The organism is Streptomyces sp. NPDC002537 (assembly GCF_053594975.1).
The window spans coordinates 40,516-54,214 of the sequence record NZ_JBSFWT010000051.1; the positions used below are offsets into that span (position 1 = coordinate 40,516).

Here is a 13,699-nt window from a genome sequence, read left to right on the forward strand (position 1 = left end):
CCTGAATGCCGTAATCACACGGGGCAACTTCGCAAACCCGGCAGAATGCTGTGGCATGAATCACTCGCCTGTGCTCTTCCATGGTGGCGGTTGCGGTGGGAGGGGCGCTTCCGTCACCGTTTCGGCGGTCTCGACGGCCCGGTACTTGCGCGATCCGTCCGGCACGTGTGGACTACGGCCAATGACTCGCGTATGCGGGGATCATCAAGACACTTTCTCGAAAGATGACAGGAGGCAATAAGTGAGCGCGACCGCGGACCACGCGGAGGAGCGGACCAACCCTGCCGCCAGGCTGGGTTTCCAGCCCGGACAGGTGGTCCAGGAGATCGGCTACGACGACGACGTCGATCAGGAGCTCCGCGAGGCCATTGAGGAAATCACCGGCCAGGATCTGGTCGACGAGGACTACGACGATGTGGCCGATGCCGTCGTCCTGTGGTTCCGCGACGAGGACGGCGACCTGACGGACGCGCTCGTGGACGCCATTGGCATGCTCGAGGACGGCGGGGACATCTGGCTGATGACCCCGAAGACCGGCCGCGACGGCTACATCGAGCCGAGCGACATCAACGAGGCGTCGCAGACCGCGGGTCTGAGCCAGACCAAGAGCATCAGCGTGGCCAAGGACTGGACCGGCACCCGCATGGTCGCCCCCAAGCGCTAGCGCCGGCCTTCGCAGAACCGCACCGCGCCCCCCGGCAGCACCGCTGCCGGGGGGCGCGCTGCGTGCGCCGGAGGCGCGGTGACAGACTGGCCGCACCACCCGCCGGTGGCCGGGGCCGCCGAGGGAACGGGCCCCGGGGCCGGCCAGTCGAGAGAGGGAAGCGAACCCATGGCGATCGAGGTCGGCTCCAAGGCTCCGGACTTTGCCCTGAAGAACCAGCACGGCGAGACCGTCCGGCTCTCCGACTTCCGCGGCGAGAAGAACGTCGTGCTGCTCTTCTACCCCTTCGCCTTCACCGGCGTCTGCACCGGCGAGCTCTGCGCCCTGCGCGACGAGCTGCCGAAGTTCGCGAACGACGACGTCCAGCTGCTGGCCGTCTCCAACGACTCGCCGTTCTCGCTGCGCGTCTTCGCCGAGCAGGAGGGCCTGGAGTACCCGCTGCTCTCCGACTTCTGGCCGCACGGCGAGACCAGCCGCGCCTACGGCGTCTTCGACGAGGAGAAGGGCTGCGCGGTGCGCGGCACCTTCATCATCGACAAGGACGGCATGGTCCGCTGGACCGTCGTCAACGGCCTGCCGGACGCGCGCGACCTGAACGAGTACACCGCGGCGCTCGCGGCGCTCTGATACCTCGGCGAACCTCCGTTCGGCGGTTGCCGGACGCCGGATCCGAGAAGCCTGTGATCGACGGGAACCGGGCACCGGCCCCCAACCGTTGATCGGGTGCCATCGCACAACGGGGGCGCAGGTCTCACCCTTCCCCCTCGAACCAATGGAGGACCCGTGGGAGTCAGTCTCAGCAAGGGCGGCAACGTCTCGCTGACCAAGGCCGCGCCCAACCTGACCGCGGTCGTCGTCGGTCTCGGCTGGGACGCCCGTACCACCACCGGTACGGACTTCGACCTGGACGCCAGCGCGCTGCTGACCAACGACCAGGGCAAGGTCGCCAACGACCAGAACTTCGTCTTCTTCAACAACCTCAAGAGCCCCGACGGTTCCGTCGAGCACCAGGGTGACAACCTCACCGGTGAGGGCGAGGGCGACGACGAGGTCATCAAGGTCAACCTGGCCGGCGTGCCCGCCGATGTCCACAAGATCGTGTTCCCGGTCTCGATCTACGAGGCCGAGGGCCGTCAGCAGAGCTTCGGCCAGGTGCGCAACGCCTACATCCGCGTGGTGAACCAGGCGGACAACAGCGAGCTCGCCCGCTACGACCTCAGCGAGGACGCGTCGACCGAGACCGCCATGGTCTTCGGCGAGCTCTACCGCAACGGCGCCGAGTGGAAGTTCCGCGCGATCGGTCAGGGGTATGCCTCGGGTCTGCGCGGCATCGCCCAGGACTTCGGCGTCAACGTCTGACGGATCCTGTCGCACGGCGTCCGGCGCCGCACGCCTCGCCCCTCCACGGGGGGCGACGGCGTGCGGCGCCGGACGTGCATCGGACACCCTTCATCCCGGGGAGGAAGCAAGAACATGGGCGTAACGCTCGCCAAGGGAGGCAATGTCTCCCTCTCCAAGGCCGCACCCAACCTCACCAACATCACCGTCGGTCTCGGCTGGGACGCGCGCTCCACCACGGGGGCGCCCTTCGACCTCGACGCCAGCGCGCTGCTCTGCGCCGCGGGCCGGGTCCTCGGTGACGAGTACTTCGTCTTCTACAACAACCTCAAGAGCCCCGAGGGCTCCGTGGAGCACACCGGTGACAACCTCACCGGTGAGGGCGAGGGCGACGACGAGTCCATCCTGGTGGACCTGACCAAGGTCCCGGCGGCCTGCGACAAGATCGTGTTCCCGGTCTCCATCCATGAGGCCGATCTCCGCGGGCAGAGTTTCGGCCAGGTCGGCAACGCCTACATCCGCGTCGTCAACCAGGCCGACGGCAGCGAGCTCGCCCGCTACGACCTCAGTGAGGACGCCTCCAGCGAGACGGCGATGATCTTCGGTGAGGTCTACCGCTACGGCGGCGAATGGAAATTCCGTGCGGTGGGACAGGGGTACGCGTCGGGTCTGCGCGGCATCGCCCTAGACTTCGGGGTCAACGTTTCGTAAAGCCGCGGACCGTGCGGCGTAAAAGCGGCGCACGGCGCGGGGGAACCCCTAAGTGAAGGATTGGGTAGCGGTGCTCCTGAAAACCTTTGGCTGGTCGTTCGCCATCACGGCGGCGGGCCTGGCTCTGGCGGGCGTCCTCTGGGGGTGGCAGGGGCTGGCGATCGTCGCGATCCTCTCCGTCCTGGAGATCTCGCTCTCGTTCGACAACGCGGTCATCAATGCCGGAATCCTGCGGAAGATGAATCCGTTCTGGCAGAAGATGTTCCTGACCCTGGGCATCCTCATCGCCGTGTTCGGCATGCGGCTGGTCTTCCCGGTCGTGATCGTGGCCATCACGGCGAAGCTGGGGCCGATCGAGGCGGTCAAGGTCGCCCTCCAGGACCACGAGCGGTACGAGGCGCTGGTCACCAGCGCCCACCCGGCCATCGCCGCCTTCGGCGGCATGTTCCTGCTCATGATCTTCCTGGACTTCATCTTCGAGGACCGGGACATCAAGTGGCTGGAGTGGCTGGAGAAGCCGCTCGCCCGGCTGGGCAAGCTGGAGACGCTGTCCATCGTCGTCGCGCTGGTGGTGCTGCTGATCGCGGCCACCACCTTCGCCACCGCGGTGCCGGTCCACGGTGGTGAGGGCACGGTCGACAAGGCCGCCACGGTGCTGCTGTCGGGCGTCGGCGGTCTGGTCACCTATCTGATCGTCGGCGGTATCTCCGGCTTCTTCGAGGACCGCCTGGAGGAGGCCGAGGAGGACGACGACGGCGAGCCGGCCGACGCCGTCCCGGCGAAGAAGGGCACGGGCGCGGCCGTCGGGCTGGCCGGCAAGGCGGCCTTCTTCATGTTCCTCTACCTGGAGGTCATCGACGCGTCGTTCTCGTTCGACGGCGTCATCGGCGCGTTCGCCATCACCAACGACATCTTCGAGATGGCGCTGGGCCTCGGGATCGGCGCGATGTACATCCGCTCGCTGACGGTCTTCCTCGTCCGCAAGGGGACCCTCGACGACTACGTCTATCTGGAGCACGGCGCGCACTACGCCATCGGCGCGCTCGCCGTCATCCTTCTCGTGACCATCAAGTACGAGATCAACGAGGTCATCACCGGCCTCATCGGCGTGGTGCTGATCGGGGTGGCCTTCTGGTCCTCCGTGGTGCGCAACCGCCGGGTCCACGGCTCCGGGGACGGCGCCGGGCGGAAGGCGGAGGTCTCGTCCGGGGTGTGACCCCGGCACATTTGCGGAACGCTCTGATCGGGGCGGTCACGAGGGTCACCTCGCGGCCGCCCCGCGGCAGTTCGGCTCACTAGGGGTGGGGGTCAGGGCAATGACGATCTGGGACAGGTTCTTCGGCAACTGGGGGCGGGTCAGCGAGCAGCAGTTCGACTTCCACGGCGGTGCGGTCGAGCTGACCAAGCGGCACTCCACGCTCTCGCTCACGAAGCAGGGCGCGGTGACCGGGAACCTCCGGGTGAACCTCTCGTGGCGGATGCGCACCTCGGACTTCGACGACCGGGGCGGGGGAGGGATGCTCCGCAAGTTCAAGCCCGAGATGGTGCAGGCGCAGGGCCCGGCCATGGTCAATGTGGACCTGGACCTCGCCTGCATGTACGAGCTCAAGGACGGGTCGAAAGGCGTGGTCCAGCCGCTCGGCAACATACTGGGCAGCCTCAACAGCCCGCCGTACGTCCAGCTCAGCGGCGACGACCGGTTCGGGTCGGGGGCGGGCGAGACGATCTACATCAACATGGACCACCGCGACGAGATCAAACGACTGCTGATCTTCGTCTACATCTATGACGGCACCCCGGCCTTCGACCGTACGCACGCCATGGTCACGCTCTACCCGGGCAACGGCCCCCGGATCGAGATCCCCCTCCACGAGCGCGCCCCCGAGGCCCGGTCGTGCGCCGTGGTGATGCTGGAGAACAACAAGGGGGAGATCACCCTGCGGCGCGAGATGAAGTACGTCTACGGCTTCCAGGCGGAGCTGGACCGCCTCTACGGCTGGGGCCTGCAGTGGGGCCGCGGCTACAAGTCGAAGGTCTAGCGCCCCGGTTCAGCGCGCCGACTGGAACTGGGGCCCCTGCGGGGGCAGACGGAAGCCCAGGTCCGGGGCGGGGTGCGGCTGCGGGTAGCCGTAGGCCGGCGGGACGGCGGGCGGCTCCGACGGCGGCGGAGGGTACGCGTACCCGGACTGTGGCGCCGAGGGCGCCTGCGGAGCCTCCTCGTCCACCGAGATCCCGAACTCCGTGGCCAGCCCCACCAGGCCCGACGCGTACCCCTGCCCCATCGCCCGGAACTTCCAGCCCTCGCCGCGCCGGTAGAGCTCCCCGCAGATCATCGCGGTCTCGGAGCCCGTCTCCGGCCGTACCTCGAAGAGGGCCACGGGCTCGCCGCCCGCCGCGTCGTACAGCAGCACGCACAGGTCGGGGACGAGGCCGAAGGGCCCGCCGTCCGCCGAGGCGGCCAGCACGATCCGGTCGACGGAGGGGTCCACCGCCGCGAGGTCGGCCTCGACCGAGTCGGTCGCGCCCTCGGTCAGCCGCTTCTTGGCCAGATGCCGGACGGTGCCGGAGGGGTGCCGGGGCTGGTTGTAGAAGACGAAGTCCTCGTCGGAGCGGACGCGGCCGCCGTCGCCGACCAGCAGCGCGGAGGCGTCCACGTCCGGAACGCCCGGCCCGGGGGTCCAGCGCAGCACGGCCCGAACGTTCCGGGTGTCCAGCGGGATGTTCGACCCCTTCTGCATGGCGTGCGTCATGCCCGCAATCCTGCCTTCCCGCACCGGCCGCGGACAACGCAGGGGCCGCTACGGGGGTAAATCATGCGGGCGGCCAGATTCTCATGCACTTGGGGAACTCTTGACCTACTCCCGGACGTACGATTATCGATCGCACTTCGGGCCGGGCAGGTCGCTCGGGACGCCTTGGCGTACGGGGAGAGACATGAGGCATTTCGAACACCTTGCGCCCTCGGTGCGGAATGATCTGTTCCATAAGCAGCCCTCGGCCTTCGGCGCGGACTCCCCGACCGCCACCCTCGCCACCGCCCTCGGCGCCACGCTCTACAGCCCCGCCACCCGGCCCGCCCTCGCGGACGACATCGTCAAGCAGGCGGCGCACGGCGTGGTCTCCATGGTCCTCTGCCTGGAGGACTCCATAGACGACGCCGACGTGACCGCCGCCGAGGAGAACCTCGTCCGCCAGTTCACCCGGCTCGCCGAGCTCGCCGCCACCGGCCGGACCCTGCCGCTCCTCTTCGTCCGGGTCCGCGAGCCGGACCAGATCCCCGACCTCGTCCGGCGGCTCGGCCCCGCCGGGCGGCCGCTGTCCGGGTTCGTCCTCCCGAAGTTCACCGAGGAGCGCGGCCTCCCGTTCCTGGAGGCGCTCGCCGCCGCCGAAGCCGGCTGCGGGCGACGGCTGTTCGCCATGCCTGTCCTCGAATCGCCCGAGCTCCTCCACCTGGAGACGCGCACCGAGACCCTCTCCGGCATCGCCCGCACCGTCGACAAGTACCGCGACCGGGTGCTCGCCCTGCGGCTCGGCGTCACCGACTTCTGCTCGGCGTACGGACTGCGCCGCGCCCCCGACATGACCGCCTACGACGTCCAGCTCGTCGCCTCGGTGATCGCCGACGTCGTCAACGTCCTCGGCCGCGCGGACGGCAGCGGCTTCACCGTCACCGGCCCCGTCTGGGAGTACTTCAGACAGCACGAGCGGATGTTCAAGCCGCAGCTGCGCCGCACGCCCTTCGCCGGCCCGGCGGAGGAGCTGCGCACCGCGCTGATCGCGCACGACATGGACGGCCTGCTCCGGGAGATCCAGCTCGACCGGGCCAACGGACTCCAGGGCAAGACCTGCATCCACCCCTCCCATGTCGCCCCCGTGCACGCCCTCTCCGTCGTCAGCCACGAGGAGTTCAGCGACGCCGAGGACATCCTGCGGCCCGAGCGCGAGGGCGGCGGAGTGCTGCGCTCCGCCTATACGAACAAGATGAACGAAGTGAAGCCGCACCGGGCCTGGGCGGAGCGGATCGTGCTCCGCGCCGAGGTGTTCGGCGTCGCGCGGGAGGACGTGGGATTCGTGGAGCTGCTGGCGGCGAACGTGAGGGCGGCGGCGTGACCTGGTCGGGACGGTGGGTCGAGGACCGGCTCGGCATAGGCCTGGAGGGCGACGCGGCACTGCGCGGGCTGCTGGGCCTGGCCCTCCGGCGCAACCCCAAGCGGGCGCATCTGCTGGTGTCGAAGGTGCTCGGCAAGCACGTGCCCGCGGTGCCGTCCGTGGTGTACGAGGCGGGCGCCGGGCTCGGGCGCCGGGTCCGCGCCCTCCTCGGCGAGGCGGACGCGGCCCGGTCGGTCGTCCTCGGCTACGCGGAGACGGCCACCGGCCTGGGCCACGCGGTCGCCGACGGCCTCGGCCTCGCCCCGTACCTGCACTCCACGCGACGGCCCGTGCCGGGCCTGACCCCGGTCGGCGGCTTCGAGGAGGAGCACAGCCACGCGACGTCCCACCTGCTGCTGCCGGAGGACCCGGCCCTGCTGTCCGGCGACGGCCCCCTGGTCCTCGTCGACGACGAGTTCTCCACCGGCCGCACGGTCCTGAACACGATCACCGCGCTCCACGCGCGCTTCCCCCGGAAGCGGTACGTGGTCGTGGCCCTGGTCGACATGCGCGGCGCGCGCGACCGCGCGCGGCTCACCGACTTCGCCGCGGGCCTCGGCGCCCGGGTCGACCTGCTGTCCCTCGCCTCCGGCGAAGTCCGCCTCCCGGAAGGGGTGTTGGAACGGGGCCAGGAGCTGGTCGCGCACCACGGGACCGCGACGGCGGTGCCCGCTCCGCCGGATGTCCCGCCGCGGTGGCGGGAAGGCTCCCGGCATGGTGCCGAGCAGGACCCCGGCCGGCCGCACGAGCGCGGTCCGGTGACGCCCCACCGGACGGATCTCCGCTGGCCGGCCCGAGTGCCGGACGGCGGGCGGCACGGGTTCACCCCCGCCCACCGGGCCCGGCTGGAGGCCGCGCTGCCGGGCATGGCCGCCCGGATCGCCGAAGCCCTCCCGCACGGAGCCCGGCGCGTCCTCGTCCTCGGCAACGAGGAGCTGATGTACGCACCCCTGCGGCTCGCCCTCGCGCTGGAGGAGGCGCTCGGCGGTCCCGCCGAAGCCGGGCGCTCCGAAGCCGGGCGTTCCGAAGCCGGGCGCCCCGAAGCGGAACGAGACGACCAGGTCGGCGGCCCCGCTGCGGCCGCCGCGGGCGCGCCGGATGCCCGGGGAGCCGGTCGCGCACCACGGGACCGCGTCGACGTACGGTTCTCCACCACCACCCGGTCACCCGTGCTCGCCCTCGACGACCCCGGCTACGCCATCCGCACCCGCCTCGCCTTCCCCGCCCACGACGCCCCCGCCGACGGCCCCGGCACCCGCTACGCGTACAACGTCGCGGGCGCGGGCTTCGACGCCGTCGTCGCCGTCGTCGACTCCCACGGCGACACCCCCGAACTGCACGCATCCAGCGGCCTGTTGGACACCCTCGCCCCGCACACCGGGCGGGTCCTGCTCGCCGTCGTCCCCTCCCACACCCCCGAGGCCCCGCCCATGCCCGAGCCCCTCCGCGGTCCCGCGTTCTCCTCCTACGAGCCGGACGACGTCGGCTGGCTGCTCCAGGACCTCTCCGGGGTCACCCTCGAAGCCCCCACCGAGGAGCGCGAGGAGGCCATCCAGAGCGGCGGCGCGCACTACGCGGAGTCGCTGCCGGTCGAGTACCAGCCCAGCGCCGACTACCAGGAGCTCTTCCACGCCGCGCTCGACGCGTCCGCCGCCCGGATGGCGCGGGCCGTCGGCGTCGTCACCGAGACGGTGCTGGCCGAGAGATCACCCCGCCCGGTGCTCGTCTCACTGGCCCGCGCAGGCACCCCCGTCGGCGTGCTGATGCGCCGCTGGGCGCAGCACAGGCACGGCCTCGACCTGCCGCACTACGCCGTCTCCATCGTCCGCGGCCGCGGCATCGACACCACGGCCCTGCGCTGGCTGGCCGCCCACCACGACCCGGCCGACGTCGTGTTCGTCGACGGCTGGACCGGCAAGGGCGCCATCACCCGCGAGCTCGCCGAGGCCCTCGACGGCCACCCCGGCTTCGACCCCCGGCTCGCGGTCCTCGCCGACCCCGGCCACTGCGTGACGACCTACGGCACGCGCGACGACTTCCTCATCCCCTCCGCCTGCCTCAACTCGACCGTGTCCGGCCTGATCTCCCGTACCGTCCTGCGCGCCGACCTCGTCGGCCCGCACGACTTCCACGGCGCCAAGTTCTACCGCGAGCTGGCCGGCGCCGACGTGTCCCGCGACCTCCTCACCGCCGTCACCGCGCGCTTCCCCGACGTCGAGGAGGCCGTCGCCCTCGGCGCCAAGGAGCTGGCCGCCGCCGACCGCACCCCCACCTGGGCGGGCTGGGCCGCCGTCGAGCGCATCAGCGAGGAGTACGGCATCCACGACACCAACCTCGTCAAGCCCGGCGTCGGCGAGACCACCCGCGTCCTGCTGCGCCGCGTCCCGTGGAAGATCCTCGCCCAGCGGGGCGCGGGCGCGGACCTCGACCACGTCCGGCTGCTGGCCGCCCAGCGCGGCGTCCCCGTCGAGGAGACGGACGGCCTGCCCTACCGCTGCGTCGGCCTGATCCACCCCCGCTACACCCGCGGCGCGACCGGCGCGGACGGCACGGCGGTGACGGCCCGATGACCCGCCTCGTCGTCGCCAGCGACCTCGACCGCACCCTGATCTACTCCGCCGCCGCCCTCGACCTGCGGATGCCGGACGCGGACGCGCCGCGCCTGCTCTGCGTCGAGGTGTACGGGGGGAAGCCGCTCTCGTACGTGACGGAGACCGCGGCCGGGCTGCTCGCCGGACTGGCCCGCACCGCCGCCTTCGTGCCCACCACCACCCGCACCCGCGAGCAGTACCGCCGTGTCCGGCTGCCCGGCCCCGCACCCGAGTTCGCGGTCTGCGCGAACGGCGGCGAGCTGCTCGTCCACGGCGAGTCCGACCCCGGCTGGCGGCGGAGCGTGGAGCGGAAGCTGGCCGCCGGGTGCGCCCCCCTGCACGAGGTCCGTACGCACCTGACGCGCGCCGCCGACCCGGCCTGGCTGCTCAAGGAGCGCACGGCCGAGGACCTCTTCGCCTACCTCGTCGTGGACCGGCCGCTGCTGCCCGACGCCTGGATCGAGGACCTGACGGAGTGGGCCGCCGCCCGCGGCTGGTCGGTCTCCGTCCAGGGCCGCAAGGTCTACGCCGTGCCCCGGCCGCTCACCAAGAGCGCCGCGGTCGCCGAGGTCGCCCGCCGCACCGGCGCGTCCGGCGTGCTCGCCGCGGGGGACTCGCTGCTCGACGCCGGCCTGCTGCTGGCCGCGGACCGCGGCTGGCGGCCCGGCCACGGCGAGCTCGCCGACACGGAGTGGGCGGCCCCGCACGTCACCGCCCTGACGACCCGGGGCGTGCTGGCGGGCGAGGAGATTCTCGCGGCGTTCAACGAGGCCGCGGCGTAGTCTCGTTCAGGGGCCACCGGCCTCCTCGCCGGCCGCTGAGGAGATTCGCATGGCAGAGTTCAAGGGCGTCCGCATGACCCCCGAGCTGTACGACTACGTGATCGCGCACAACCCGCCCCTCGACGCGGCGCAGCGCGCCCTCGTCGAGGTCACGCACACCGCCCTGCCGGGCGTCGCGGTCAAGCAGATCGCCCGCGAACAGGGCCCGTTGCTGGCCTTCCTGGTGCGGCTCACCGGCGCCCGGCACATCGTCGAGGTCGGCACCTTCACCGGCCTGTCGTCCCTGTCCATGGCCGGGGCGATGCCCGCCGACGGCAGGCTGATCACCCTCGACATCTCGGCGGACTGGACGGCCTACGCGCGCGACGCCTGGGCCGAGGCGGGCGTCGCCGACCGCATCGACCTGCGCATCGCGCCCGCCGTCGACTCCCTGCGGGCCATGCCCGCCGACCCGCACATCGACCTGGCCTTCATCGACGCCGACAAGGAGGGCTACATCGCCTACTGGGAGGAGCTCGTCCCCCGCCTCCGCCCCGGCGGCCTGATCGTGGCCGACAACGTCCTCTTCAGCGGCACCGTCCTCGACCCGGCCCCCGGCACCAACGGCCACCACGTCCGGGCGTTCAACACCCATGTCGCGGCGGACAAGCGCATGGAGTCGGTCATGCTGGCGGTGGCGGACGGTCTGACGCTGGCCCGCCGGGTCGGCTGAGCGGGGCCCGGCCAAGCGGGCTTGGCGAAGTCCAATGCGGTTCGGTGGCGCCCCGAAGGGGCGCGGGGAAGCGTCGATCTGCGGCTCCGCCGCGTGGGCGCGACCAGCCACGACGCACCCGCAGATGGCATACGGGGCTTCCAGCGGAGCGCTTAGCGCGGCGCGGCGGCCTGCCGGATCTCCTGCACCACCCGCGCCGCGACGGCCCGCACGGCCTCGGTCTCCCGCAGGAAGTGCCACCAGTCCGGATGCCGCCCGCCGAGCCCGGCGACGGCCCGGTCCAGCCGGGCCACGGCCTCGTCCAACGGCCCCGCGTGCCGCGGGTCGGGCGTGCTGCGCCCGGCCATCGCGAGCCGCTGCGCGTCCCGCACGGCGAAGCGGGTGCGCTCGACCTCCTTCTGATGGTCGGACGACACCTCGTCCAGCCGCCGCAGCCGCTCGCCCGCGGCGGAGACGGCCTCGTCGGTGGTGCTCAGCAGGGCCCGTACGGTCGTCAGCCCGGCCAGCGCGTCCGGCCAGCGCTGTTCCGCGCGCGCCGTCTGTGCCTCCCGCAGCTTCTCCTCCGCTTGGGCGACCGCGCGGGCCGCTTCCTCCGGCACCCGCTGGAGGTCCTGCCAGCACGCGGCGCTGTACCGGCGGCGCAGCTCGCTGAGGACGGGCTCGACCCCGGCGGCGCGGGTGGTGATCGCCTGGGCGCGGGTGCGGAGCGAGACGAGCCGTTTGTCGATGTCCGCGGCCTTCCGCGGCAGCCCCTCGGCGTCCGCGCGGATCGCCTCGGCGTCCCGCTGCACCCGCTCGGCGCGCGCGACGGTCTCCTGCACGCCGTGCTGCCCGGCGCCCTGGTTGAGTCTGGTCAGCTCGGGGGAGAGGGCCGCGAGCCGGGCGGCCAGGTCGTCGGCGCGCAGCCCCGAGGCCCGGACGGCGTCCAGGGCCTCGCTCGCGGCGAGCAGCCGCTGCCGGGCCCGCTCCACGGCGGGCGCGAGCAGGGCCAGTTGGTCCTCTGCCGCCCGCAGCAGTGTCCCCAGGCCCGCCCCGAACCGGTCCAGGTCGGCCTTGACCCGCATCAGCTCGTCCTTGGCCCGGGTCAGCTCCGTGCGCGCGCGGTCCGCCGAGCCGGGGTCGAGGTCCTCGCGGTCGAGGTCGTGGGCGTCGACGGCGGTGATGTAGGCGTGGGACGCCTGGTCGATGCGCTCCCCGAGGGCGGCGAAGTCGGCGGCCGCCCGCCGGGCGGCGGGCGAGGGGTCGACCGCGGTGATCGTCTCGATGGAGATCCGCAGGTCGCGCTGGGCGGTGTCCAGCTCGTAGAACGCGGCGGCCGCCGCGTCCTTCGCGGCCTGCGCGTCGGCCCGCCGGCCTTCCCCGCGGCCCCGGCCCCAGCGCCGCGTACCGCCACCGGTGAACGCGGCGGGCAGCGCGGCGGCGAGCAGCGGCAGGGGCAGCAGCGCGAGCGCGACGGTCTCCCGGGCCGCGGCCGCGACGGCCGCGGCGGAGCGGGAACGGCGGCGTGCCGGTCGTACGGACTGCCGTACGGACTGCGCGAAGATCGCCGTCACTTGCCCTCTCCCGGTGGATCGCCCCTGGCCCGGCTGCCATTCTCCCACCCGGCGGGGGCGAACACCCAGGGCGGTCAGCCCGCGGTGACCACCCTCACGTCACCGTTGTTGCTGCGCCCGGAGACCGTGTGCCGGCTGGTGTCGTCGGTCGGGACGTCCACCTGCGTCCTGCCGTTGCCGCTGTGCACGTCGACCTTGTACGGGGTGCGGGGCAGCTCGATCCTGACGTTGCCGTTGTCGTTGGTGGCGTCCACCCGCTCGGGTACGCGGGTCAGCGCGACGCGGACGCCGCCGTTGGAGGAGTGGGCCCTGACCCGGGGGGACGCGCTGCCGGTGGCGGTCACGTCGCCGTTGGAGCTGGAGAGGTCGAGGGCGCCGCTGGAGTCCGTCACCCGGACCGCGCCGTTGTGGGAGGTGAGCGTGAGGTCCTGGTCGAAGCCGCGCGCCCGGATGCTGCCGTTGCCGTCCTTGACGGTGACCTTGACGCCGCGGGGCACCTCGATCGTGTGCTTGGACTCGCAGTTGGAGACGAGGCCGCTGCAGTGCTGCCGCAGCTTGAGGGTGTGCCCGTCCATCTCCCACGAGGCCTTCGACGACCCGCCCAGGGTCCACCCCGAGAACCGCCGGGTCACCTTGACGTCCTTCACGTCCTTGCCGTCCGCGGGCACCAGCTCCAGCTCCGAGTTGTCGGAGTCCACCGTGAGCTCCTGCCCGGAGAGCGCGAACGCCCTGCTCTCGGGGTCGGCCTCGTCGGCGTTCGCGCCCCCGCAGCCGGCCAGGCCCGCCCCGGCGAGCAGCACGCCACCGACGACGAGGGACAACCGGGCGGTGCGGGACTTCATGGGGACTCCGTAGGGGGCAGGCCGGACGCTGACGTCTCCGACCCTAGGGAGACAATCACCGCGCGGCGATGACGCCCGCTACCGGACCTGGGGTGGGGATAACCCCCGGGCCACCAGGGTTTGCGAGGACCGGCCCCTCGGCATGTAGGCTGTCTGTTCGTCCTAGGGCGCATAGCTCAGCGGTAGAGCGCTGCTCTTACAAAGCAGATGTCGGCGGTTCAAATCCGTCTGTGCCCACCCTTACGAAGGCCCCCAGTCGATCCTTCCGTTCTAGTGGTCGTCGCAACACCCCAGTTCAGGGGATGCGATGGACTTCGAGATTCGGGAACAGCGGAAGCCTCAGGGGCCCCGCAGGTT

At 72.0% G+C, this 13,699-nt stretch carries 13 protein-coding genes and 1 tRNA gene; 11 read left to right on the plus strand and 3 right to left on the minus strand.

Annotated elements, in window-relative coordinates:
- Window positions 1-241 precede the first annotated feature (241 nt).
- From ACWD4A_RS22410 to ACWD4A_RS22435, 6 genes are all read left to right on the plus strand, one after another.
- A complete protein-coding gene (locus ACWD4A_RS22410) occupies window positions 242-664 on the plus strand; it encodes a DUF3052 domain-containing protein (RefSeq protein ID WP_116211480.1) in 423 nt (140 codons plus the stop codon).
- Between the two features lie 168 nt (window positions 665-832).
- On the plus strand, window positions 833-1,291 hold the full coding sequence (locus ACWD4A_RS22415; RefSeq protein WP_451196501.1) for a peroxiredoxin: 459 nt from the start codon (window positions 833-835) through the stop codon (window positions 1,289-1,291).
- Window positions 1,292-1,447: 156 nt separating this feature from the next.
- Window positions 1,448-2,023, plus strand: coding sequence for a TerD family protein (locus tag ACWD4A_RS22420; RefSeq protein ID WP_451196504.1), 576 nt, complete (start codon window positions 1,448-1,450; stop codon window positions 2,021-2,023).
- Window positions 2,024-2,137: 114 nt separating this feature from the next.
- Window positions 2,138-2,713, plus strand: a complete 576-nt coding sequence (locus ACWD4A_RS22425; RefSeq protein WP_451196506.1) for a TerD family protein — start codon at window positions 2,138-2,140, stop codon at window positions 2,711-2,713.
- A gap of 70 nt (window positions 2,714-2,783) precedes the next feature.
- A complete protein-coding gene (locus ACWD4A_RS22430; protein WP_451196508.1) occupies window positions 2,784-3,929 on the plus strand; it encodes a DUF475 domain-containing protein in 1,146 nt (381 codons plus the stop codon).
- Window positions 3,930-4,029: 100 nt separating this feature from the next.
- Entirely contained in the window at window positions 4,030-4,752 is a 723-nt protein-coding gene (locus ACWD4A_RS22435; RefSeq protein ID WP_451196510.1) for a TerD family protein, read from the plus strand.
- A gap of 9 nt (window positions 4,753-4,761) precedes the next feature.
- On the opposite strand, the gene ACWD4A_RS22440 is transcribed toward ACWD4A_RS22435, so the two are convergent.
- The gene (locus ACWD4A_RS22440) at window positions 4,762-5,463 is read right to left on the minus strand and encodes a TerD family protein (RefSeq protein ID WP_451196512.1); all 702 of its coding nucleotides are present in this window, start codon (window positions 5,461-5,463) and stop codon (window positions 4,762-4,764) included.
- 184 nt (window positions 5,464-5,647) lie between these two features.
- Between ACWD4A_RS22440 and ACWD4A_RS22445 the strand changes: the two genes are divergently transcribed.
- The 4 genes from ACWD4A_RS22445 to ACWD4A_RS22460 are packed head-to-tail and all read left to right on the plus strand — an operon-like array spanning window position 5,648 to window position 10,947.
- On the plus strand, window positions 5,648-6,823 hold the full coding sequence (locus ACWD4A_RS22445; RefSeq protein WP_451196514.1) for an HpcH/HpaI aldolase/citrate lyase family protein: 1,176 nt from the start codon (window positions 5,648-5,650) through the stop codon (window positions 6,821-6,823).
- Window positions 6,820-9,432, plus strand: coding sequence for a phosphoribosyltransferase (locus ACWD4A_RS22450; RefSeq protein WP_451196516.1), 2,613 nt, complete (start codon window positions 6,820-6,822; stop codon window positions 9,430-9,432). Before ACWD4A_RS22445 ends, ACWD4A_RS22450 begins: the two co-directional genes overlap by 4 nt.
- On the plus strand, window positions 9,429-10,235 hold the full coding sequence (locus ACWD4A_RS22455; protein WP_451196519.1) for an HAD family hydrolase: 807 nt from the start codon (window positions 9,429-9,431) through the stop codon (window positions 10,233-10,235). Before ACWD4A_RS22450 ends, ACWD4A_RS22455 begins: the two co-directional genes overlap by 4 nt.
- Before the next feature lie 49 nt (window positions 10,236-10,284).
- Window positions 10,285-10,947 carry an O-methyltransferase gene (locus tag ACWD4A_RS22460; RefSeq protein ID WP_451196521.1) on the plus strand — a complete coding sequence of 221 codons (663 nt, stop codon included), beginning with the start codon at window positions 10,285-10,287 and terminating at the stop codon, window positions 10,945-10,947.
- A 152-nt stretch (window positions 10,948-11,099) separates the two neighbouring features.
- Here the strand turns inward: ACWD4A_RS22460 and ACWD4A_RS22465 are convergent, their stop codons facing one another.
- Together ACWD4A_RS22465 and ACWD4A_RS22470 are read right to left on the minus strand one after the other, a co-directional pair.
- Entirely contained in the window at window positions 11,100-12,389 is a 1,290-nt protein-coding gene (locus ACWD4A_RS22465; RefSeq protein ID WP_451196526.1) for a hypothetical protein, read from the minus strand.
- A gap of 185 nt (window positions 12,390-12,574) precedes the next feature.
- Window positions 12,575-13,342: a DUF4097 family beta strand repeat-containing protein gene (locus ACWD4A_RS22470; RefSeq protein WP_451196524.1), complete on the minus strand. Its 768-nt coding sequence runs from the start codon at window positions 13,340-13,342 to the stop codon at window positions 12,575-12,577.
- A 165-nt stretch (window positions 13,343-13,507) separates the two neighbouring features.
- Between ACWD4A_RS22470 and ACWD4A_RS22475 the strand changes: the two genes are divergently transcribed.
- Window positions 13,508-13,579 (plus strand) — tRNA-Val (locus tag ACWD4A_RS22475).
- Window positions 13,580-13,699: the final 120 nt, after the last annotated feature.